Source organism: Microcoleus sp. CZ3-B2 (assembly GCF_036705055.1).
GTDB lineage: Bacteria > Cyanobacteriota > Cyanobacteriia > Cyanobacteriales > Microcoleaceae > Microcoleus.
The window spans coordinates 16,027-37,385 of sequence record NZ_JAUBTN010000065.1; the positions used below are offsets into that span (position 1 = coordinate 16,027).

A 21,359-nucleotide genomic window follows, 5' to 3' on the forward strand; every position below is an offset into this window, starting at 1 on the left:
ATTGCAATACCCCTTGACTTTTGCAAGGCTATGTGAAAAATAAAGGGCTAATTCCATCAAGAATAGAAGGTTTTTTAAGTATTGTTAACAAGCGATGAATAGTCCTGTAGCAAGCTTATAATTCATAAAACTCCCTCAAAAGGAGCAGCCGCATCAAACCTGATATTAAGGATGCGATCGGTTGCTTCAGATAACGAGAAGAGTTGGCAGTACCCAGATATATTGTTAGGGACACTGGGGAACTGGCTTCTTTAGAGAAGCAAAACGCTTGGGGAAACGGTACACCTGCATCTAACTCTACAAAGAGTGAAGTGCAAGCAGTATCGGTAAACCGAGAATACCCCACCTAATTAAGCGTGGGAAATGTCAGATACAGTATTCAGTTCTCGTTCCTTGTCTTACCGAGAGGAGAGTCTTCATGACCATTAGTCCTCCAGAGCGAGAGGTAAAAGTTAGGGTAGTAGTCGATAAAGATCCCGTTCCAACTTCTTTCGAGAAGTGGTCTAAACCGGGACATTTCGATCGCACTCTAGCTAAGGGGCCAAAAACCACCACTTGGATTTGGAACCTCCACGCTAACGCTCACGACTTCGACAGTCATACAAGTGATTTAGAAGACGTTTCGCGCAAAATCTTTAGCGCTCACTTCGGCCACTTGGCAGTAATTTTCGTATGGTTAAGCGGCGCATATTTCCACGGCGCTAAATTCTCCAACTACGAAGCTTGGCTGACAGATCCAACAGCCATTAAGCCCAGCGCTCAAGTGGTTTGGCCGATTTTTGGTCAAGAAATTTTAAATGCAGATGTAGGCGGCGGCTTTCACGGAATTCAGATCACCTCTGGTCTGTTTCAACTGTGGCGCGCTAATGGCATCACTAACTCATACCAGCTATATTGCACTGCGATCGGCGCTTTGGTAATGGCAGCTTTGATGCTATTTGCCGGTTGGTTCCACTATCACGTCCGCGCTCCGAAACTGGAATGGTTTCAGAACGTAGAATCGATGATGAACCACCACTTGGCAGGTTTGCTAGGCTGCGGATGCTTGGGCTTTGCAGGACAACAAATTCACGTTGCTCTGCCGATAAATGCTTGCATGGACGCGATAGATGCAGGCGCACCCCTGACAGTGGGCGGCAAGCTGATTAAAACAGTTGCTGATATCCCCCTGCCGCATGAGTGGATTTTGACACCGGGCTTGATGGCTGACATCTACCCGAGTTTCGCAAAAGGTTTAACCCCCTTCTTCACCCTCAACTGGGGCGCATACGCAGACTTCCTGACCTTCAAAGGCGGTCTGAACCCTACTACAGGCGGTTTGTGGCTGACAGATACAGCGCACCATCACTTAGCTTTGGCAGTGCTGTTCATCGTCGCCGGACACTTCTATCGCACGAACTGGGGCATTGGCCACAGTTTCAAAGAAGTTCTGGAAGCTCACAAAGGCCCCTTCACTGGCGAAGGCCACAAGGGAATGTACGAAATTTTCACACAGTCTTGGCACTGCCAACTGTCGTGGAACTTGGCCTGGATGGGCTCTTTGAGCATCATCGTGGCTCACCACATGTACGCGATGCCTCCGTATCCGTACATCGCAACCGACTACCCGACTCAGCTATCCCTGTTCACCCACCACATGTGGATTGGCGGATTCCTGATTGTTGGAGCAGCGGCTCACGCAGCAATTTTCATGGTGCGAGATTACAATCCGACTCAGCACGTTAATAACTTGCTCGATCGTGTAATCCGCCATAGAGATGCAATTATCTCTCACCTCAACTGGGTTTGCATATTCTTAGGCTTCCACAGCTTCGGTTTGTACGTTCACAACGATACAATGCGGGCTTTCGGTCGTCCTCAAGATTTGTTCTCGGATACCGGGATTCAGTTGCGTCCGATATTTGCCCAGTGGGTGCAAAACATCCACGCTTTGGCTCCGGGAACAACAGCGCCTAATGCTACGGAAATCGTCAGCCACGCTTTTGGCGGCGGTGCAGTAGTAGTCGGTGGCAAAATAGCGATGATGCCGATCGAATTGGGTACGGCGGACTTCTTAATCCACCACATCCACGCTTTCACAATTCACGTTACAGTCCTGATTCTTTTGAAGGGCGTGTTGTTTGCACGCAGTTCACGCTTGGTTCCTGACAAAGGTAACTTGGGCTTCCGGTTCCCTTGCGACGGCCCCGGCCGTGGCGGCACCTGCCAAGTATCCGGTTGGGATCACGTTTTCCTCGGCTTGTTCTGGATGTACAACTGCATCTCGATCGTGATTTTCCACTTTAGCTGGAAAATGCAGTCGGACGTGTGGGGAACAGTATCGCCAGACGGCACAATTTCTCACATCACCGGCGGCAACTTCGCACAAAGTGCGATCACGATTAACGGCTGGCTGCGGGACTTCCTGTGGGCGCAAGCTTCTCAGGTAATTCAGTCCTACGGTTCGGCACTGTCGGCCTACGGTCTGATGTTCCTAGCCGGACACTTCGTATTCGCTTTCAGCTTGATGTTCCTGTTCAGCGGCCGCGGCTACTGGCAAGAACTGATTGAGTCCATTGTTTGGGCTCATAACAAACTCAAAGTGTCTCCGTCGATTCAGCCTCGCGCTCTGAGCATTATTCAGGGTCGGGCAGTGGGTGTAGCTCACTACCTCCTGGGAGGAATTGTCACTACTTGGGCATTCTTCCTAGCGCGAATCATCTCGGTAGGGTAAACTACCTTTAGGTTTTGGATTCAGGATTTGGGAGCAATCTCAAACCCAGAATCCAAACCTCGGAACCGAACCTCTTCAACGTTCAGGATTCAGGATTAATCAAGGCTTATGGCAACGAAATTTCCAAAATTTAGCCAAGACCTTGCCCAAGACCCGACCACACGGCGGATCTGGTACGGGATTGCCACAGCGCACGATTTTGAAAGCCACGATGGCATGACCGAAGAAAATCTTTACCAAAAGATTTTTGCTTCTCACTTCGGCCACCTAGCAATCATTTTCTTGTGGACTTCGGGCAGCCTGTTCCACGTAGCATGGCAAGGTAACTTTGAACAGTGGATTAAAGACCCCCTAAATGTCCGCCCGATCGCTCACGCGATTTGGGACCCTCAATTCGGTGCTCCAGCAGTAGAAGCTTTCACTCAAGCTGGCGCTTCTAACCCTGTTGACATCTCTTACTCCGGCGTATACCACTGGTGGTACACCCAAGGGGTTCGGACTAACGGCGACCTGTATCAAGGAGCTATCTTCTTGCTACTGCTGGCTTCTGTCATGCTGTTCGCAGGTTGGTTGCACCTCCAGCCCAAGTACCGCCCGAGCTTGTCTTGGTTCAAGAATGCTGAATCTCGCCTCAACCACCACTTGGCTGGTTTGTTCGGTGTCAGCTCTTTGGCTTGGACGGGTCACATGGTTCACGTTGCTATCCCCGAATCTCGCGGACAGCACGTAGGTTGGGACAACTTCTTGTCAACTCCGCCTCACCCAGCAGGTTTGGCTCCGTTCTTCACGGGTAACTGGGGCGTATACGCCGAAAACCCAGATGCAGCGAGCCATGTCTTCGGTACTGCCGAAGGCGCAGGAACAGCAATTCTGACTTTCTTGGGTGGCTTCCATCCTCAGACAGAATCTCTGTGGTTGACAGACATTGCTCATCACCACTTGGCGATCGCAGTTCTGTTTATCGTTGCCGGTCATATGTACCGGACTAACTTCGGTATCGGTCACAGCATCAAAGAAATGTGTGACGCCAAAGATTTCTTTGGCAAAAAAGTTGAAGGCCCGTTCAATATGCCTCACCAAGGCATTTACGAGACCTACAACAACTCGCTGCACTTCCAATTGGGTTGGCACCTCGCTGCTTTAGGCGTGATCACCTCCCTGGTAGCACAGCATATGTACGCGATGCCTCCCTACGCTTTCATGGCGCAGGATCACACGACAATGGCTGCGTTGTACACCCACCACCAGTACATTGCTGGTTTCATCATGGTCGGCGCTTTCGCCCACGGAGCTATCTTCTTGGTGCGGGACTACGATCCTGAAGCAAATAAAGGTAACGTGCTAGATCGCGTGTTGCAGCACAAAGAAGCGATTATCTCTCACTTGAGCTGGGTCTCGCTGTTCTTGGGCTTCCACACTCTCGGCCTGTACGTTCACAACGACGTTGTAGTCGCTTTCGGAACTCCCGAAAAACAAATCTTGATTGAACCAGTGTTCGCACAGTTCATTCAAGCTGCTCACGGAAAGGCTCTGTACGGCATGGACGTACTGTTGTCTAACCCTGACAGTATTGCTTCTACCGCTTGGCCGAACTACGCTAACGTGTGGCTCCCAGGCTGGTTGGACGGAATTAACAGCAGCACTAACTCTCTCTTCTTGGCGATCGGACCTGGCGATTTCTTGGTTCACCACGCGATCGCCCTTGGCTTGCACACCACCACCTTGATTTTGGTCAAGGGCGCTCTGGATGCACGCGGTTCTAAGCTGATGCCGGACAAAAAAGACTTCGGTTATGCTTTCCCTTGCGACGGCCCCGGCCGTGGCGGTACCTGCGATGTCTCTGCTTGGGACGCCATGTACCTGTCTGTCTTCTGGATGCTGAACACCCTAGCTTGGGTAACGTTCTACTGGCACTGGAAGCACCTAGGCATCTGGGAAGGAAATGTGGCTCAGTTCAATGAGTCTTCTACCTATCTGATGGGCTGGTTCCGCGATTACCTCTGGCTGTATTCTTCTCAGTTGATCAACGGTTACAACCCGTATGGTACTAACAACCTGTCTATCTGGGCCTGGATATTCTTATTCGGACACCTGGTTTGGGCAACTGGTTTCATGTTCCTGATCTCTTGGAGAGGTTACTGGCAAGAGCTGATCGAGACTTTGGTTTGGGCTCACGAGCGCACTCCTTTGGCTAACTTGGTTCGCTGGAAAGACAAGCCTGTGGCTTTGTCGATTATCCAAGGTCGTTTGGTTGGCTTAGTTCACTTTACTGTGGGCAACGTCTTCACTTACGCAGCCTTTGTAATTGCCTCGACGGCCGGGAAATTCGGGTAACTCTGAACTCTGGTTTCTAGGTAATTAAATGAAATCCCCTGCCTTCTGGCGGGGGATTTTTTTTTGTATATGTTCGTTAATGGAAATGAGAGGAGCAAGTTTGCATGGCTAAGTTGCCAGATGAAATTATCACAAGTGCATTGAACTTACAGCGCAGGCTATTGGAAGGAATTGATGCAGCCAAAGCAGCAGAATCTGCAATTTTTGAACAATCTGGGGAGACAGATGCAACAGCTACAGTTTTAGACCAACTTCAAAATTCTGCTGAAAGGCTAAGAGAGCCTTACTCTCGTCTATACACCTTGTTACTGCGGATTGCTGAGGCTCAGCCCGCCTCCTCTGCTATGCTAGATTTACTAGATCGGAGCATTGAGCAAGGACAAGCTGCGCTTGATGCGTCATCCGCAAGTGTTCAAGAAGCTAAAAGGGATTGGAACATATTATGAACGAGCAAAAACAAATTCCCGATCCAGAAAAAGTTAAGCAAACTGTTGCCATGCTTCGGGACAGCAATCGAATGCTTGAAGCTTGGACTCAAACACTAGATGAACTAATTGCGATGGTAGAAGCTGATATTCGCAATAGTCCGATTAATGTTCATCGGCGGGAGAATGCGAAGCGGTTGGCTGAGTCTGTTAAGCAGGAATAAGAATAGTCTGATGCAGAAACGAAAGAAACAACGAAAGAAACGTGGTCTACTCGAAACAGTTGTTGGTATTGGGATTCTGGCTGTCATTGTGCTTTTTACAAAGGAGTTCAGTCCTAGTCGTTCTCCTTCTACAATTACATCGATCGCAAAACCAGGATGTACTATTAAAGGCAACATCTCGATAGATACAGGCAACAAAGTTTATCACCTTCCGGGCATGGAAGATTACGAATCAACAGTTATCGATCCAGCTAGCGGTGAGAGATGGTTTTGCACAGAGTCAGAGGCAATCGCCAATGGTTGGCGTAAAGCACCGAGGTAGCCCCAGCATCCCAACAACCGAGCTGTACCGGAACATATAGCCGAATTAAGAATCAATGCCAAAAGTTAAGAGAATAGGCGAGTTCAAAATCTGTTGTCTTACTTGATTATGAAACTAATGGCGATCTAGATAATCTAAATAAACCTCTTTCTCATGCTTGCTTAATTGTGAAATTATTGAAAAGTGATTGGTCGTAAAGATGAAACTGTTGAACTGGTTTTCTTCAATCCCTCAAATCTCCCCATTCACCTGCATCTGATGCACCTTGTCAGCCAATTCTTGCAGGCGCTTTTCCTCCAACTCGTCGATCGCCAGCATCCCAACATAAATGATTTCCTTCAGCGTTAGTCGGGTTGCTAGCGCCTTTTTCTGCACAAGATCCTTGATAATTGGGCTGACTCCAATGGCGGTACTGGCTCTAGTCACAAAACTAACGGGAGATTAACAACTTTGACTCAATCAAAGCACCTTTAACCTGAGCTTTTAGCTGCGATGCAAAGTGCTTAAGCGCGTCTTGACAAGACGAAATACAACGGTTGATACCCGAAGGGTGGAAAGGGCGATCGGCTTATTCCTCAATAATCTCCACCAAGTCCTCAATCATCACATCAAATGCCCGCGCTAACTTGTACAGGGCGGTAAAGTCAACCATTGATATTTCTGAACGACGAGCATAGCTGGTTATGGTGCTGTAGATCACGCCCGATCGCTCAGCCACCTCCTTAAATGTCCAGCCCCTCTCGGCCGCTAGCTCTCGCACTTTAACTCTGACTAAACCCATGCTTGACAAATAATGCAGTTGCGTTTTAAAATAATTATATCTGAAAAAGCGATCGCCCCAATCTCGAATGCTCAAGGTCGATCGGCTATTCTTCCAAAACCTCAACCAAATCCTCAATCATCACATCAAAAGTTCGAGCTAACCTCCGCAGGCAAGTAAAGTCTACCATTGCCATTTCAGGACGACGAGCATAGCTTCTGACGGTGCTATAAATTACCCCAGAGCGATCGGATACTTCCTTAAGCGTCCAGCCCTTCTCCGCCGCTAGTTCCCGAATTTTTAGCCTGACTAAACCCATGCTTGAGAGTTGATGCAATTGCGTAGTTATTTTATAAATATAGATTATTTTGACCGAGGATGCTCAAGGTTGATCGGCTATTCCTCCAAAATCTCTACCAAATCCTCAATCATAATATCGAAAATGCGAGCCAACCTATGTAAGTAGGCGAAATTAACGGTTGTCATGCCTTGACATTGGGCATAGTTTCTGATGGTGCTGTAACCAATGCCCGATCGATCGGAAACTTCCTTAAGCGTCCATCCATTCTGCTCTGCAAACTCCCGAATCCGCAACCTAACTAAGCCTTTACTCATACTTGCTTGACAAATGACAATATGCTGTCGTTTAATATTATGTATCTGAAAAAGCGATCGGCTATTCCTCCAAAACCTCAACCAAATCCTCAATCATCACATCAAAAGTTCGAGCTAATTTCAGCAGTAAGGTAAAGTCAACCGTTGTCAGCCCGGGACAGCGGGCATAGTGCTTGACAGTGTTGTACACCACCCCAGAACGTTCTGAAACTTCTTTGAATGTCCAACCTTTCTCGGCGGCTAGTTCTCTGACTTTAATTCTAACTAAACCCATGCTTGACAATGGGTGTCATGACACCTTACAATAATTTTATCTGAAAAAGCGATCGCCCTCTGGCCTCGAAAACTAAAAGGCGATCGTTTTGAAAACTTAAATAGACAGTTACTAGCTGTCTGACCTACCATCAATAGATTTATCTACAATCAGAATAGGCACTTACTATGATATCAGATACTTCGAGAAAATCATCGACGATCGCAGAATCAAAGATAATTCATAAATCTCCCATCCTGCATCCGCTGGCGCGATTCGTCACCGAAGAAACAGTCGCACTGCTGTTCGATATCGCAGTAGACGACATTTACCGCATCGAATGCTGCCGCTACATGGTTTACGTGCACGGTAAAAGCATCAGCCGGTTTGTCAGCTACGCCGATTTTCCCCCAATTCTAGAAGTAAAGCCGATCGCCCTTCAAGATTTTGGCAGATGGTACAAACGCTGGAAAAGCAAGCTAGCACCGGCATTTTGGACTAAATTCTACACGCACAAGTTTAAAAAAGCTGTTTCAGTTGACAGATTGCTGGAGTGGGGGCTCTTGGTAGCTAATGTTAAATCGGTGATTTCAGGGGCCGGGCTGCAACAGTTACGAGATGTTTACGCCCAAGAAAAAGATTTAATGGAAAAATTTTAAAGTGCGATCGCACGAGCAACTGTGAGAATGGGCACAGGCACAATTCAAATAAATGGCTAATGGATACAATGGAGGTAGAAAATGGACAATCACCATGCCTAGAAAAATTCGCGAGTTAAAAGCTCAGATTACCCGCGAAGGCTTTATTTGGCAAAACGCGGAAAAGGTAGCCATGAGAGATGGCAGGATCCTTTGATTTGCAAAACCTTAACAATTCCCCGCAAAGACGGAGATGATGTGCCACGCTATGAGAGAGAAACAATTGGCAATATTGTTAGCGGAACTCGACGAGTTAAAGCAAAAAGATTCATGAATCGATACAGTATGAGCCTCCAATGGTCTGACGAAGATCAACTTTTCCTAGTGACGATTCCAGAATTTGCCGATCGCGTTATCATGTCCTGTACCCACGGCAAAACCCGCGAAGCAGCCATCCGACATGGCGAAGAAGTGCTCGAAATGTATCTATAAGCTTGGCAGGAAGAAGGTGAACCCATCCCGGAACCTAGCATTCTTCAAATCGCCTGAGTATCATCCAAAGCCGAAAAGTTTGTGAATCGCAGCTATCCTTCTTCGTGAATCGCCTGTTCTCTTTGTCTATTAAACTGAGACAACTAGATGATGGAATTAGACTATTGATTAATTGCTGATTTTACCGATCGCGATTTAACTTTTAAAACACTTCATCCTCTATTCCTACCCACCATTCCCCTAGATTCATTAAATCCTGCTGGATATCGGCAAGTTCTGTCATATATTCTTCAGCAGAAATTTCCGATCGCCTTTCTTGCAATTTTTTCAGTCGCAATTGCACTAACAGCCAAGGTTTGGAAATTCCGTCTGTTGCTTCGATATATTTAGCTACGTCTTTGCTGTTCACGGTTATTGGTTATTGGTTATTGGTTATTGGTTATTGGTTATTGGTTATTGGTTATTGGTTGTTGGTTGTTGGTTATTGGTTGTTGGTTGGTTGTTTGTTGGTTGTTAGTAATTAGTTATTAGTCATTAGTTATTATTCTTCTTTAGACCTCTTGCATAAATCTGCGAGGGATGGAAAACGCAGATTAACGAAGATGGATTTCAAGATTGTTTGCGATTTTTGCAAAAAGTTTACTAATAACTAATGACTAATGACTAATGACCAATGACTATTTGTAATCTGAAGTCTGAATGTTCTTCAACTTCGCTGCGTATTTCATGCCGTATTCCGGGCGGCAGAAGCGATCGATCTGAGACTCGAAAAACGCCCGATTTGCCTTCAAATGTTTCGGATTCGGGTCATCCAAAGGATACAACAGCGCCGTTCGCAAAGCTTGAATCACTCCCGAAGTAACGCAGTACATCGATCGCTGGAACGTTACGCCAATTTGATTGAGAATATCATCTTCGCCGCGACACCGCTGTTTGTAGAAATCCATCAAATAAGGCGGCAGGAAGTGCAGCATATCTTGTGCTAGTAAAGTCGGCGGAATTCCGGCAGTACCTACTGGGAATTTATCTGCATACAAAACTCCGTAGTGGAAGTCTTTTTGATCGTCGGGAACTTCCCTGGCTTGCGCGTTGTACGATTTGGTTCCCCGGAACGGCGAAGTGCGGTAAAATATAGCTTCTACATAAGGTAGCGCCGCTTCATACAGCCAAGTGAAACCTTTAGATTTCGGGATTATTTCGTAGGTTTCCCCGTCGATGACAACGTGGTGGTAAATCGGACGACCGGCGATCGCAAATATGCCATTTGTGATGAAATCCATCGCCTGCGGGACTGTGGTAACTTTGCCTTCGTCGTACAAGTCGGAAACTTCAAAAAACACCGGGGCCATTACTTCCCAAAACAAACCGAGATTGCTGTAATAAGACATCTGGCGGCACTGTTCTAAAAACATTTCGGGGAATGCTTTGTGCAGCGCCAGCATGAAGGGGTCTTTTTTGAAGTAAGCTTTAATGGCGCGATCGGCATTAGCTTTGTATTCGTCGGTGTCGAGATAAGGGTCAAACTGATTGACGGGAACGTACATCCCCCGGTGCCAAAGCATCGACCTCATGACCTCTTCGGCAAATTCCATGTTAATGCGATCGTGCCACAAATGGTGAAACAGTCTTGGCTTTTTACCAATTTCCCCTTTTTCCATGAACTCCAAAAGTTCTGGATGGGCGCTACCAGTCCCCCGCCAAATCCGCAAATCTGCACCGTCACCTGCATAGTGATTTTGCAAGTCTAAATACTCCTGGGGTAAGAAGTATTTAAAGAAGGGAAGCGGGTGTAAAAATACCCGTTCGGCGATGTAAAGCAAATCCCGCCAGTAGAAGTCCATCGGCACCGCGTAGGCTTTCCAAATCGCGATAATTTGCATCAGATTTTCCGGCGTATCGGGAATCATCGCGCCGCCGGCTTCCAGCCTGTGGATTACATCTGCAAATTCGTGCTTGGAAGGAGGGAGTTTAGTTGCTGGTTTTGTAGGAGTTTGTACCATTTTTTTTCCTTAGTTTGAATCAAATTTTAAATCTTTCTACTCGTTCCCAGGCTCTACCTGGTAATGCAGAACCGGAGGCTCTGCCTCCAATTTGCCCGCTCAAAAGCGAGGCAGAGCCTCTGGATTTCGGTTCCCAGGCTCTGCCTGGGAACCAGTTAAAACCCGGTTTATAGCCGTGTTGGTGCGTCTGGAAATTTAGGAATTGTCCTAGTTACCGGCCATCTACTTTTGAGCAATTCTCAGCTATGCGGACAGATAGCTAGGATTTTTGCCTTTATCTTTTCTTTCCAGACCAAGGCGGCGGGCCTTGGGGAGAGCGGATGTTGATAACTGAGCCGTTCGATAAAGTAACAGAAAAAGCATCAAACTCGCCGTCATCCATCTCGCCCACAACTGTTATTGTTTCGCCTTTTGATACATTAATATTGCGCCACGAGCGGGGGCCGGCATCGACTACAATTGTACCGCTGCCGTCGTCTAGAATCCACTCATTTTCATCAGATTCTCCAAAACCGACTACTTTGCCAGATATCGTAATTCCTGCTCTTACTTCTGACAACTCCCTGATTCGGGTTTGAGCTTGTGCCAAAGCAGAATTTGCTGCTAGTGAAAGAGTGGTTGTAACTGCGAACAAACTAAAAAGTATTTTCTGTTTCATGAGTTTTCATTTCCTCGTAATCAGTGCTATTTTGTCAGTCGCTCAAACTCTAGCCTCTATTTTTTAAGCACCAGTTTTTGACGGATGTATCCTACTTTAACACATTTATAATCGGCTGGGATAAGGAAGAAGAAGAAAGCAGAAAGAAGAAGAAAGCAGAATCATCAAAGACTCGTATTTTTTCTATCCTCTACTTTCTCACGCTCTATTTATCCGGCTGATAGCTGACAGCTACTTGAGAATATCTACCCGTTGACAGAGTTACTGCCATCGCATTTGTAGTAGATTCGCTCCACTTCAACAGCCACACCGGTTGCACTCCCAAGAAGAAAATGAGACTGGCTAAAACTAGGGCTGGCATATTTTCGGAAAACTTAACCGCAGGGTAGTAAGCCGTGGCGTTGTCCAACTTTCCAAAACAGGTGCGGTTGAGCAGAATTACAAAGTAAACTGCTGTTAACCCGGAGGCTAAAATGCACAGTAAAGTCGGAATTGGAAATGCAGAAAAACTTCCTTGGAATACTAAAAATTCGGCGATAAAACCGACTAAACCGGGAATGCCGGCGCTTGCCATGCCTCCCAAAACTAACAGCGAACTTGCTGTGGGCAAACCTCGCAGCGGATTCATCAAGCCGTTGAGCACGTCCAAATCCCGCGTGCCGGCTTTGGTTTCGATGATGCCTACTAGATAAAACAGCAAAGCTAAAATCAAGCCGTGGCTTACCATTTGCCCGACTGCACCGATTAAGGCGAGTTTTGTTCCCGCGGCACAGGCGACGAGGATGTAGCCCATATGCCCGATCGAACTATAGGCTACCATGCGCTTGATATCTTTTTGGGCGATCGCGCTCAAAGCACCGTACATCACGCTGACTGTCCCGATTATCGCTAAACCGGGAGCGACAATCGACCAAGTTTCGGGAAACAACTGCAAACCAAACCGAATTAAGCCGTAAGTTCCCAATTTCGCCAAAACACCTCCCAACAAAATTGCTGTTGCTGGCGAAGCTTCGACGTAGGCATCCGGCAGCCATGTATGCAGGGGCACTAAGGGAATTTTAATTCCCAACCCAATCAGCACAATAGTTAGCAGGATTAATTGAGTTTTAAAGGACAAATCTTGAGTAGTAATCGCGCTGTAATCGAAGTTTAAAGAACCGCTCAGCCAAGCTACGCCCAAAAATCCCGCTAAAACTAAAAGTCCCGAAACAGCCGTATATATCAGAAACTTCATCGCAGCATATTCGCGTTTCTTGCCACCCCAAATCGCAATTAAGAGGTAAAAAGGAATTAATTCTAGCTCGTAAAAAAGTACGAACAACAGCAAATTTTGAGACATCAATGCCCCAACGACACCCGCATTGATCAGCAAAATCATCGCGTAGTAAAGCTGGGGACGAGCTATCCCTTCGCCGGTGCCGTAAATCACTAATAGCGTCAACAATCCGGTTAAAACAATTAGCGGCAAAGATAAGCCGTCAACCCCTAAGTTGTAGCTCAAACCTAATTGGGGAATCCAAGGCAAATATTCTTGAAATTGCAGTCCTGAATTTGTCGTGTCAAATTGAGTCAGCAGCAAGATATTCAACAGGAAAACAGCAACAGCGAAGGCGGAGGCTATTGAGCGCAGTCGCATTGCATTGATATTTCCTGGTAAGAAACCCACCACCGCAGCGCCCAACGCGGGCAACCATAGCAAGGCACTAAGCATAATTTGTGAACAGTGAAGAGTAAACAATCTATTTCCTGCGCTTTTGCGATTAACAAGTTGAGATTTCAAATGTTGATTTAATCCCAAATTATTAATCGCAAACTGCATCAGGAATCAGCAACAATACTGATAGCACCCGTGTCTAAATCGTAGTATCCACCAACAACTTTCAGTTTGTTCTCCTCAATTAACTTAGAGATAACTGGAGACGCTTTCAACCTTTTAGCTTGCAGCAAAACATTAGCTTTGACCGCATTTTCTAGATGATCGCCCGGTTGGTTTTTCGAGCTTTCTACAGCAGGCTTAATTGAATCGACTAAACTGCCAATTTGGCCGGGAACTTGAGCGCCTTTGAGGGTTGCACCTACCGCACCGCAGTTTTCATGCCCGACTACCATCAACACTTTTGCTCCCAACAACAGCGTGCCAAATTCCAAGCTGCCAATTTCTTCTGGGGTAGCCACATTTCCGGCCACGCGACAGATGAATAAATCTCCAAATCCCTGATCGAAAATAATCTCGGAAGGAAAGCGGGAATCTGCACAGCCGAGAATAGCAGCAAAGGGTTTTTGACCTTTGGCTACTTCGGTGAGCCTGGATAAGTCTTGGTGGGGATTTGTACGTTTTCTGTCAACAAATCGCTTGTTCCCGTCCATTAACTGTTTTAAAGCTGCATCGGGACTCATGTCATTTTGAGCAATTGCTGGTGCCGGTGCAGCCACATCAGCGCCTACTCGTGCTGCGAGTATTCCTGTACCTATTGCTCCTGCTACAAATTTGAGTGAATTACGTCGGGAAAGATTGACTGGTCGGTTATTGTCTTTCATGTACTTGGGATTGTTGGATCGGGTTTGAAATCTTTATTCGAGAATTCATTTATTTAAGATTTTAGGTTATAAATGTCACCTAAAATTTTAAGTATTTGAAATCTTTATTTGAGAATTCATTTATTTAAGATTTTAGGTTGTAAATGTCACCTAAAATTTTAAATGTTATATCTCTTTACCCGCCAACAATCAGCGAGAGACGAGCCAACAAAGGCCAGCTTACTAGCAGTCCCAAAAGTGCAACTCCGAATAAAATGGTCAGGGCGTAAAATTGAGTTTGACCGTTGACGTTGTATTTGAGACTTTGACCGCCTAAAACTGTGGCAAAACCTATTAAATTTACGAATCCGTCAACAATATTGCGATCGACCCAGGATATGATTTGGGATACCAGACCGACGGCAAATACCACTGTGACGCGGTAAAGTTTGGCGGTGTAAAAGTCGTAGGCAAAGAAGTCTTGTACGGCTTGAGAACCAATTCGCACCGGTTTTTCCCACTTTTCGTTGAGATAAATAAATGCCCCTGCACCGATGCCGATCGCACTTGACAAAACCAACAGTCCGGCCGCAGTATAATTCAAAGTTGCCAAAGGCAAAAGTTGCCACGCGGCGAGCAAGTGCGGAACGTGCAAGGTAAATCCCATTAACACGGTCATCGGCAAGATAAAAGGCCAGGAAACTTCGGGGGAACGTTCGGTCATTTGCTTTGGTTTACCACCAAAAACTAAACCGAAAACGCGCACTAAGCCAAAAGCAGTTACACCGTTGACAAACAGCAGGACTCCTAACAGTGAAGGGTGGGTATTCCAAAATTCGCCTGCTAGTTCCGATAAAGCCCAGAAGCAGCCGAAGGGCGGCAGTCCAATTACTCCAGCAGCGCCGACAAGAAACGATATTCCCGATATGGGACGCTTGGGCCACAAACCGCCGAGAGCTCGGACATCCTGAGTGATGCTGTTCCAAACTACTGAACCAATGCTCATCACCAGCAAACCCATTGCCAAGGAATAAGCAAATATTAATGTCAAAGCTGTTTGGGTTTGTCCGGTACCGACGGCGATAAATACTAAGCCCATGTAAGAGCTAACTATATAAGATAGCGTGCGCTTGATGTCGATTTGGGCGATCGCAATTAAGGAAGCACCAACCGCCGTTGCAGCACCTACAATAATAGTTGTCTTCAGTCCCACGGGCGACAAAGCGATGACCGGCTGCAATTTAATCAAAATCCAAGCGCCAGTTTCCACAACTACCGTGTTCCGCAAAATCGTTGCCGGCAAGGGGCCTTCCATCGCCTCATCCAGCCACAGGTGCAAGGGAAACTGGGCGCATTTGCCCATCGGGCCGGCAATCAAAGTTAAACTCAACAGCGTGGCGACGGTGGGGTCAATGTTTGCAGTCTGAGCCCAAACTGCCAACTCGTCAAAATTCCAAGTTCCCGCCAGTGGCAGAATTGCCACTACTCCCATCAGCAGGAATAAGTCTCCCACCCGCTTAGTCAAGAAAGCGTCGCGGGCTCCAGTAACTACCAAAGATTGATTGAACCACAGCCCGATTAGCAGGTAAGTTCCCAGAGTCAGGACTTCCAGAATCATGTAGCTGAAGAACAGAGAGTTGGACAAAACCAAGCCGCACATCCCAGCTTCAAACAGCCCCATCAGGGAGAAGAACCTCGCCCAGCCCCAGTCCATTTCCATGTAGCCGAAGGCATAAACCTGTGCCACAAAGTTTAGTCCGGTAATCAAAACTGTAGCCCCGACGGTGACAACAGAGATTTCTACCGGAATGGTGAGGTCTAAACCTGCGACGTTCAGCCAGGGAATCAACTGCTGTTGTGCCGGTTGGTTCCAGGCTGCGGTTAGGGCTATGACGCCGTGGGCGAAAGCGAAGAAGGTTAAAATGGCGTTTATGTAACCGGAGGGTCTAGGGCCCGTGCGGCGGGTTAGTCCAGGAAACCACAGTATCGACAGAAATGCGCCGATGAGTGGGTAGCAAGGTATAAACCAAACGGTCTGGAGTAGGATTTGAGCCATTGGCACTACCTGTAAATGTTACAAAAAATTAATAATCTGAGAATAATCTCGATCGCCAGTAAAGAAATTTTGGGGGTGACTGCGAATTTCTTGTCGTTTTGAAGCCGGCGCTTCAGAATAGACTTATTAATTTTATATTAAGGATTGCCGGAAATTTTCATATTTGCTGATTAATGGTACTTATCGGAAGATAAATTATACTTATACGATGCAAAAATAAGAGGGCTGGCCAATAGTCTCCAACCCGCTTGTATAGCGGGTTTTGCCTGTAGAGAAGTAGAGAATCGGTGTTAACCGTCGGTATTTTTTTTAGTGATTAAAGCTGGTCAATTTCCCAAGCTGCTAACGGAAGTTTGGCTTGGCGCTGTCCGATCGCCCTTGCTCTAACATTCAAAAGACCGATCGGCGTATGTAACAAATCTACCAGATCGAGGCGGGCGAGATCACTTTTAGCCGCAGCAACCGGCAATTCCTTTAACAGCCACCTAGCCAGCCGATACAAATATTCGCCTGTGGTAAATTCACGCATCAAATCGACGCCGTGGAGTTCGTGCAAATATTTATTAGATTCGCCGTACCGATACCATTGACTTTGCAACTGTTTTATTGTAGAACGGTGGCGGTGTCGGACGATCGCACTTGCGGCAAAATACATTTTATAGGATGTTTCTCGCAAAATCCGCCAGCACAAATCCGCATCGCCACCACTCGTAAGGTACGGGCGAAATAAACCTACTTGTGCTAAAACTTGTCTGCGTACAGCTAAGTTGGCGGTTTGACCGTAGGCACAAAAAGGGTGAGCGAGAGTATGTTTTTGAGATAAAGTATTGTCGCGGGCTGCGTGTTTTTCTAAGAGACTATTACCGGGGAGGGCGAGGATTTCCCCCGCGCTAATTCCTACTTCTAAGTCAACAAATGGCTTAACTAAATTTTCCAGCCATTGAGTTTCGGGGCGACAGTCTGCATCGGTAAATGCAATGATTTCGCCTGTGGAGGCGCGAATCCCTTGATTGCGGGCGGCGTAGGAACTTTGAATCTGGTTTTCGGTGAGGTGGCGAAGGGTTATTTGATTGAAAGGGCTTCCTCCCCTTAGCAAGGGGGAAACTGAGGAGGGGTTAGATGCTGCGGTTTGGAGAATACTTGAAGTGCGATCGCGACTTTTGTTGTCTACTATGAGATATTCTACTCTGTGTGGCGGATAAGTTTGCGATCGCAAACACTCGATTAAATCCGGCAAATCCCTCTCACCGTTGTAAACAGGTACCACAACCGAAACAAAGGGTAAAAACTCCGCACTGTTCATTCATCCTCTCTGCTGGTTGTTGAGTCAATCAGGACTAAAGTCCTTACTACGAACCAGTTTTATTTTACCTTTTTTGAGGCTTTTTTTAATCTAAAACTGGCAAAATGCCCGTTCCACAACTGCATTGAGTTCTTGTGGAACGGGCATCTTATTTGTTTTTTAACATGGCAGAAAACATCAGCTACATATGCTGTAAAGTCTATTAATAATCCGCTGTTAACTATTGCTAGACAACATCAAAATCATTAACACTAACACCCCGTTAGTTAAGTAAAAGATACCAACAACCTGAGTTTCCAGCCAGCCGCACAGTTCTAAATGATGGTGCAGCGGAGCCATTTTTAACAGACGCTTGCCGATGCCATCCGGGCCTTTTGTAGCTTTGTAATAACCTACTTGAGCAATTACCGACAGCGTTTCTACAAAGAAAATCCCGCTGATAATTAATAATATCCAAAGGCTGTTTGTTAATAAAGCTACCGCACCCAACGCACCGCCCAAAGCTAAGGCCCCTGTATCGCCCATAAACACTTTGGCTGGATTGCGATTGTGAGTTAAGAAACCGAGACAACTGCCGCTAATGCAGGCGCAAAATATCATTAATTCTGGAGAAGTTGAGGCTACAGATGCGCCTAATCCCAAAAGTGCGATCGCCCCTAAACCTCCCATCAACCCATCAATGCCGTCGGTAAGATTAGTAGCATTGCTTTCAGCAACTAACACAAAACCCGCCAGCGGCCAAAACAGCAAACCCAAAGGCAATACCCAACCGAAAGGCAAAGCAATATTCGTAGAAATTGCTGGATTGTGCAACATTAACCACAGACAAAATAAAGCTGCAAAACCTATTTGCAAAGCCAATTTCATCCGAGGTGAAATACCTTTATTCGACTTGTGGCGCAGAATTTGCCAGTCATCCAGCCAGCCGATGAAACAGTAAGCTAAAGTTAAAGCCGATACGGCAAGAACGTCTGAGTTAAAATTAGACCAGAGTAAAGCGACTGCGACTCCCGCCGGTACAAAAAAAACTCCGCCCATTGTTGGAGTTCCCGCTTTTTTCAAGTGGGCTTGGGGGCCGTCTTCGCGAATTATTTGTCCTGCTTTCAGTTTTTGGAGTACGGGAACTACTAGATAGCCCAATCCCGATGCAACGAAAGCACAAACCACTAGCGGTAAAAATAGCGATCGAGGCAAATTCAAAAATCTACCCGCTGCTACATCTAAACCGATCGCTACAATGCCAAGTCCAAAACCCAGCACGAGCAATAAATTCCGGCCTGTAAGTTTGAAAGGTATACTAAAAGGGATTCTTTCATCGACAAAGTTATCCATATCACTCCTGCACACACACCATTTGAGAATAAGCAATTGACAATTGAGGAATAGGGTGGGATACCGGAGATTGCAAAATCTCTTAGTTTTTATTCCCTGTTTCCGGTTGATTCTTTCACCCTGTTATCCGTTATTCGTCGCCTGCACCCGCATCATCTTCAGCTTCTTCTTCTACATCATCGTAAGGATTTTCGTTATCTGCCATCAGTTCGGGAAATTCTTCTTCGTTGAGATAGTCGGGTTCTTGGACATCCCTTGCTAACAGGCGATTGTTAGATTCCAACCAGTCTAAAAGAGATGATTCCTGCTTTAATGGAATTACGTCCGCAGGCAAGTGGCGAGGGATTTGGCGCAGAGATGGGTTATACATGATTCTCGGTTTCTAAACAGAAAGACGCGATCGAGTAGAGGTAATATTTTGCCGAGTGACTGCTCTTTCGATCAATCGCTTGCACATCCGGCATTTAGCAGCGCTAGGGCATTATACCACAGAGACTGTTTGCTTCCGGATCTCGATAGGATGGCAGACCGAAAAGGAACTTGTCCCGAGCATGGGCCCCAGAATAACACTAAAATCCGCTCTTGCCAATCCTTTTTTAGCCGTAAGTATTGTAATCTGAGACGATCGCCCTTTAACAGATCCAGGACGCAAGGTTCTCTGGCAAGCGGCAGATTCACAACACTCTCCTGGTTTTCGAGTGAAGCCTGATGGCGAATACCCTCTACATTGTTCAGTCAACTCTCAAGCAATAAATCTCAGGATGGATACCACCGCAGCCGTTTTATACAACAAAGAGGGTTACGACACCACAGGAAAGAGACTTCTGGGGCGTCATGCAGCCGGAGAAGGATTTCTCAAAAGCTTAGTCCAACACGGCACCGCTGACTCTCTCTACTGTTGTGCAGATAGCCAAACCACTTTTGAGGAATTTTGTGCCCGCATCGAACCTTGGCTGGAAACACCTCGGAAAGTCCGCTGGATTCCCACACAACGATCGGATTTGCTATCTCAACCGGGGACAATTTACCGACCCGATCCGGCCCTGGCAGACCTGGCTTGGGCGCGCAGATTTGTCGATCAGCGGGCCTACAGCATTTGCGGCGTTACCCACACAATCGGTACAAAATATGTCATGGAGGCGATCGGCGATTCGATCGCCGCACCGACACAGCCTTGGGACGCGCTGATCTGCACCTCTGGGGCCGTGAAAACAGCAGTAGAAGGAGTTCTGACGCAGTGGTCAGAATATTTAGCGCAGCGCAACGGCGGTCAACCGGAAATTTTGATCAAATTGCCAATTATTCCCCTAGGAGTCGATTGCAGCGCGTTTCCGCAGGGTGTGGAAGCAGTTAACAGCCGCCGCCAACAGCGACAAGAACTCGGCATTTCTCCCGGCGATATTGTTGTGTTGTTTGTCGGTAGATTAACTTTTTCGGCAAAAGCCCATCCCGTACCAATGTACATCGCCTTAGAACGGGCAGCACAGCAAACCAAAGCTAAAATCCACCTAATTCAAGCCGGTTGGATCGAAGATTTGAGAGAAGAACCCGACTTTAAAAATAGCGCGCAAATATTTTGTCCCTCCGTAAATGCTATTTTTTTAGATGGCAGAAAACCGGAAATTAGAATTAATATTTGGTCGGCGGCCGACATTTTTATTTCGCTTTCCGACAACATTCAAGAAACCTTCGGACTGACGCCAATCGAAGCAATGGCTAACGGACTGCCGGCCATAGTTTCTGATTGGAACGGATACAAAGAATCAGTACGCCACGAAATCGACGGCTTCCGCATTCCCACACTGATCCCGCCGCCAGAAGCTTGTTTAGATTTAGCCCTAAATTATCTCGACGGTAGTTTGAATTGGCCGACTTACATGGGTCACACTTCCCTAGCCACAGCAGTTGATATTGATGCTTGTACCCGTGCCTTGTGTCTGTTAATTGACAGCGCAGAATTGAGAAAGCGGATGGGCGAAAATGCCCGACAAAGGGCGAGGGAGATTTATGATTGGAAAGTAGTAATTGCTGCTTACGAACAGTTGTGGCGGGAATTAGCAGAAATTCGGGTTTCTGCACCGGAATCGGCACCTTTAAAACCAGGGAAACCGCCTTATCCGCTAAGTGACGATCCGTTTCGGGTGTTGGGCCATTATGCGACGAGAACTTTAACCAATGATATGATGCTGAGTCTGGGTGCGATCGCCACACCAGAACTTCTGAAAGAGTTGCAGACTATTTGGTTTAGCAGTTTCGGTCAAGACAGAAGAATCTCTGTTAAGATTCAGATGGAGATGTTAAAGGCGATCGAGCAAAAAGGAACTGTCAGCGCGGGCGAAATTCTCAGGCTTTATGCCAAAAACGAGCAAGAATTAGCACACCTGTATCGGACGCTACTCTATCTCGTAAAATTTGGCGTGCTAGTCATTGGGAATCGGTAATGGTTCATGCTAAATCGAATAAGATTCGGCGGTTTAAACCACTCCTAATCAAACGATTTTCGCGGCTCGACTGAAGATTAAAATAAATCTAGGGTTCGCACTACGTACAGAGAAGAAGAGGGCGGGCTTTGCCATTTTTTCAGTCATTTGTATCATATATCCTTAGCTAAACCAGCCCCTAAAAAATGCTAATGACTACTGACTAATGACTACTGACTAATGACTACTGACTAATGACTAATGACTACTGACTACTGACTACTGACTACTGACTAC

At 46.6% G+C, this 21,359-nt stretch carries 23 protein-coding genes and 1 pseudogene; 9 read left to right on the forward strand and 15 right to left on the reverse strand.

What is annotated here, in order from left to right; all coding sequences use genetic code 11:
• Positions 1 to 115: 115 nt before the first annotated feature.
• Positions 116 to 346, reverse strand: a complete 231-nt coding sequence (locus tag QUA97_RS23020) for a hypothetical protein (RefSeq protein ID WP_194068795.1) — start codon at positions 344 to 346, stop codon at positions 116 to 118.
• A 72-nt stretch (positions 347 to 418) separates the two neighbouring features.
• Here QUA97_RS23020 and psaA point away from each other — a divergent pair, with 72 nt between their 5' ends.
• The 6 genes and pseudogenes from psaA to QUA97_RS28395 all read left to right on the forward strand — a co-directional run.
• Positions 419 to 2,713 (forward strand): photosystem I core protein PsaA, encoded by a 2,295-nt coding sequence (gene psaA, locus QUA97_RS23025; protein WP_194010323.1) that lies wholly within the window; start codon positions 419 to 421, stop codon positions 2,711 to 2,713.
• Positions 2,714 to 2,821: 108 nt separating this feature from the next.
• Positions 2,822 to 5,047 carry a photosystem I core protein PsaB gene (gene psaB, locus QUA97_RS23030; protein ID WP_194068797.1) on the forward strand — a complete coding sequence of 742 codons (2,226 nt, stop codon included), beginning with the start codon at positions 2,822 to 2,824 and terminating at the stop codon, positions 5,045 to 5,047.
• A gap of 104 nt (positions 5,048 to 5,151) precedes the next feature.
• Entirely contained in the window at positions 5,152 to 5,493 is a 342-nt protein-coding gene (locus QUA97_RS23035; protein WP_333196328.1) for a hypothetical protein, read from the forward strand.
• Entirely contained in the window at positions 5,490 to 5,696 is a 207-nt protein-coding gene (locus QUA97_RS23040) for a hypothetical protein (protein ID WP_333196330.1), read from the forward strand. The genes QUA97_RS23035 and QUA97_RS23040 overlap by 4 nt, the downstream gene beginning before the upstream one ends.
• 10 nt (positions 5,697 to 5,706) lie before the next feature.
• On the forward strand, positions 5,707 to 6,018 hold the full coding sequence (locus tag QUA97_RS23045; RefSeq protein WP_333196333.1) for a sunset domain-containing protein: 312 nt from the start codon (positions 5,707 to 5,709) through the stop codon (positions 6,016 to 6,018).
• Positions 6,019 to 6,110: 92 nt separating this feature from the next.
• Positions 6,111 to 6,215, forward strand: a pseudogene (locus tag QUA97_RS28395) (DUF6939 family protein); the annotation flags it as partial.
• A 34-nt stretch (positions 6,216 to 6,249) separates the two neighbouring features.
• Here the strand turns inward: QUA97_RS28395 and QUA97_RS23050 are convergent.
• From QUA97_RS23050 to QUA97_RS23070, 5 genes are all read right to left on the reverse strand, one after another.
• On the reverse strand, positions 6,250 to 6,444 hold the full coding sequence (locus QUA97_RS23050; RefSeq protein ID WP_194068801.1) for a hypothetical protein: 195 nt from the start codon (positions 6,442 to 6,444) through the stop codon (positions 6,250 to 6,252).
• A 142-nt stretch (positions 6,445 to 6,586) separates the two neighbouring features.
• Positions 6,587 to 6,799, reverse strand: coding sequence for a helix-turn-helix domain-containing protein (locus tag QUA97_RS23055; protein ID WP_006631308.1), 213 nt, complete (start codon positions 6,797 to 6,799; stop codon positions 6,587 to 6,589).
• Between the two features lie 85 nt (positions 6,800 to 6,884).
• On the reverse strand, positions 6,885 to 7,097 hold the full coding sequence (locus QUA97_RS23060; RefSeq protein WP_193974409.1) for a helix-turn-helix domain-containing protein: 213 nt from the start codon (positions 7,095 to 7,097) through the stop codon (positions 6,885 to 6,887).
• A 77-nt stretch (positions 7,098 to 7,174) separates the two neighbouring features.
• Complete coding sequence (locus QUA97_RS23065) at positions 7,175 to 7,393, reverse strand: helix-turn-helix domain-containing protein (protein ID WP_194010317.1); 219 nt, start codon at positions 7,391 to 7,393, stop codon at positions 7,175 to 7,177.
• A 61-nt stretch (positions 7,394 to 7,454) separates the two neighbouring features.
• Positions 7,455 to 7,667 carry a helix-turn-helix domain-containing protein gene (locus QUA97_RS23070; protein ID WP_006631306.1) on the reverse strand — a complete coding sequence of 71 codons (213 nt, stop codon included), beginning with the start codon at positions 7,665 to 7,667 and terminating at the stop codon, positions 7,455 to 7,457.
• A 167-nt stretch (positions 7,668 to 7,834) separates the two neighbouring features.
• Between QUA97_RS23070 and QUA97_RS23075 the strand changes: the two genes are divergently transcribed.
• Both QUA97_RS23075 and QUA97_RS23080 read left to right on the forward strand, forming a co-directional pair.
• The gene (locus QUA97_RS23075) at positions 7,835 to 8,305 is read left to right on the forward strand and encodes a hypothetical protein (protein WP_333196339.1); all 471 of its coding nucleotides are present in this window, start codon (positions 7,835 to 7,837) and stop codon (positions 8,303 to 8,305) included.
• A 309-nt stretch (positions 8,306 to 8,614) separates the two neighbouring features.
• Complete coding sequence (locus QUA97_RS23080; protein ID WP_194068805.1) at positions 8,615 to 8,776, forward strand: type II toxin-antitoxin system HicB family antitoxin; 162 nt, start codon at positions 8,615 to 8,617, stop codon at positions 8,774 to 8,776.
• Between the two features lie 202 nt (positions 8,777 to 8,978).
• On the opposite strand, the gene QUA97_RS23085 is transcribed toward QUA97_RS23080, so the two are convergent.
• From QUA97_RS23085 to QUA97_RS23125, 9 genes are all read right to left on the reverse strand, one after another.
• Positions 8,979 to 9,185: a hypothetical protein gene (locus QUA97_RS23085; protein ID WP_194068807.1), complete on the reverse strand. Its 207-nt coding sequence runs from the start codon at positions 9,183 to 9,185 to the stop codon at positions 8,979 to 8,981.
• Positions 9,186 to 9,453: 268 nt separating this feature from the next.
• A complete protein-coding gene (locus QUA97_RS23090; RefSeq protein ID WP_194068808.1) occupies positions 9,454 to 10,776 on the reverse strand; it encodes a CO2 hydration protein in 1,323 nt (440 codons plus the stop codon).
• Between the two features lie 274 nt (positions 10,777 to 11,050).
• A complete protein-coding gene (locus QUA97_RS23095; protein WP_194068810.1) occupies positions 11,051 to 11,434 on the reverse strand; it encodes a NirD/YgiW/YdeI family stress tolerance protein in 384 nt (127 codons plus the stop codon).
• Between the two features lie 205 nt (positions 11,435 to 11,639).
• On the reverse strand, positions 11,640 to 13,145 hold the full coding sequence (locus QUA97_RS23100; RefSeq protein WP_194068811.1) for an NADH-quinone oxidoreductase subunit M: 1,506 nt from the start codon (positions 13,143 to 13,145) through the stop codon (positions 11,640 to 11,642).
• 107 nt (positions 13,146 to 13,252) lie between these two features.
• Positions 13,253 to 13,972 carry a carbonic anhydrase gene (locus QUA97_RS23105; protein ID WP_194068813.1) on the reverse strand — a complete coding sequence of 240 codons (720 nt, stop codon included), beginning with the start codon at positions 13,970 to 13,972 and terminating at the stop codon, positions 13,253 to 13,255.
• A gap of 175 nt (positions 13,973 to 14,147) precedes the next feature.
• A complete protein-coding gene (locus QUA97_RS23110; RefSeq protein WP_194068815.1) occupies positions 14,148 to 16,007 on the reverse strand; it encodes an NAD(P)H-quinone oxidoreductase subunit F in 1,860 nt (619 codons plus the stop codon).
• A 316-nt stretch (positions 16,008 to 16,323) separates the two neighbouring features.
• On the reverse strand, positions 16,324 to 17,310 hold the full coding sequence (locus QUA97_RS23115) for a glycosyltransferase (RefSeq protein ID WP_333196345.1): 987 nt from the start codon (positions 17,308 to 17,310) through the stop codon (positions 16,324 to 16,326).
• 216 nt (positions 17,311 to 17,526) lie between these two features.
• Positions 17,527 to 18,642, reverse strand: a complete 1,116-nt coding sequence (gene mraY / locus QUA97_RS23120) for a phospho-N-acetylmuramoyl-pentapeptide-transferase (protein ID WP_333196347.1) — start codon at positions 18,640 to 18,642, stop codon at positions 17,527 to 17,529.
• Between the two features lie 130 nt (positions 18,643 to 18,772).
• Positions 18,773 to 19,012: a DUF3134 domain-containing protein gene (locus QUA97_RS23125; protein ID WP_333196349.1), complete on the reverse strand. Its 240-nt coding sequence runs from the start codon at positions 19,010 to 19,012 to the stop codon at positions 18,773 to 18,775.
• A 391-nt stretch (positions 19,013 to 19,403) separates the two neighbouring features.
• On the opposite strand from QUA97_RS23125, the gene QUA97_RS23130 reads away from it, so the two are divergent.
• A complete protein-coding gene (locus tag QUA97_RS23130; protein ID WP_194068821.1) occupies positions 19,404 to 21,083 on the forward strand; it encodes a glycosyltransferase family 4 protein in 1,680 nt (559 codons plus the stop codon).
• The last annotated feature ends 276 nt before the right edge of the window (positions 21,084 to 21,359 follow it).

Coding starts and splice junctions, on each gene's coding strand:
- QUA97_RS23080 (WP_194068805.1), top strand. CDS start 8,615: ATGAATCGATACAGTATGAGCCTCCAATGGTCTGACGAAGATCAACTT.
- QUA97_RS23095 (WP_194068810.1), bottom strand. CDS start 11,434: ATGAAACAGAAAATACTTTTTAGTTTGTTCGCAGTTACAACCACTCTT.
- QUA97_RS23115 (WP_333196345.1), bottom strand. CDS start 17,310: ATGAACAGTGCGGAGTTTTTACCCTTTGTTTCGGTTGTGGTACCTGTT.
- QUA97_RS23090 (WP_194068808.1), bottom strand. CDS start 10,776: ATGGTACAAACTCCTACAAAACCAGCAACTAAACTCCCTCCTTCCAAG.
- psaA (WP_194010323.1), top strand. CDS start 419: ATGACCATTAGTCCTCCAGAGCGAGAGGTAAAAGTTAGGGTAGTAGTC.
- QUA97_RS23055 (WP_006631308.1), bottom strand. CDS start 6,799: ATGGGTTTAGTCAGAGTTAAAGTGCGAGAGCTAGCGGCCGAGAGGGGC.
- QUA97_RS23040 (WP_333196330.1), top strand. CDS start 5,490: ATGAACGAGCAAAAACAAATTCCCGATCCAGAAAAAGTTAAGCAAACT.
- QUA97_RS23070 (WP_006631306.1), bottom strand. CDS start 7,667: ATGGGTTTAGTTAGAATTAAAGTCAGAGAACTAGCCGCCGAGAAAGGT.
- QUA97_RS23045 (WP_333196333.1), top strand. CDS start 5,707: ATGCAGAAACGAAAGAAACAACGAAAGAAACGTGGTCTACTCGAAACA.
- psaB (WP_194068797.1), top strand. CDS start 2,822: ATGGCAACGAAATTTCCAAAATTTAGCCAAGACCTTGCCCAAGACCCG.
- QUA97_RS23125 (WP_333196349.1), bottom strand. CDS start 19,012: ATGTATAACCCATCTCTGCGCCAAATCCCTCGCCACTTGCCTGCGGAC.
- QUA97_RS23105 (WP_194068813.1), bottom strand. CDS start 13,972: ATGAAAGACAATAACCGACCAGTCAATCTTTCCCGACGTAATTCACTC.
- mraY (WP_333196347.1), bottom strand. CDS start 18,642: ATGGATAACTTTGTCGATGAAAGAATCCCTTTTAGTATACCTTTCAAA.
- QUA97_RS23110 (WP_194068815.1), bottom strand. CDS start 16,007: ATGGCTCAAATCCTACTCCAGACCGTTTGGTTTATACCTTGCTACCCA.
- QUA97_RS23035 (WP_333196328.1), top strand. CDS start 5,152: ATGGCTAAGTTGCCAGATGAAATTATCACAAGTGCATTGAACTTACAG.
- QUA97_RS23065 (WP_194010317.1), bottom strand. CDS start 7,393: ATGAGTAAAGGCTTAGTTAGGTTGCGGATTCGGGAGTTTGCAGAGCAG.
- QUA97_RS23060 (WP_193974409.1), bottom strand. CDS start 7,097: ATGGGTTTAGTCAGGCTAAAAATTCGGGAACTAGCGGCGGAGAAGGGC.
- QUA97_RS23100 (WP_194068811.1), bottom strand. CDS start 13,145: ATGCTTAGTGCCTTGCTATGGTTGCCCGCGTTGGGCGCTGCGGTGGTG.
- QUA97_RS23075 (WP_333196339.1), top strand. CDS start 7,835: ATGATATCAGATACTTCGAGAAAATCATCGACGATCGCAGAATCAAAG.
- QUA97_RS23130 (WP_194068821.1), top strand. CDS start 19,404: ATGGATACCACCGCAGCCGTTTTATACAACAAAGAGGGTTACGACACC.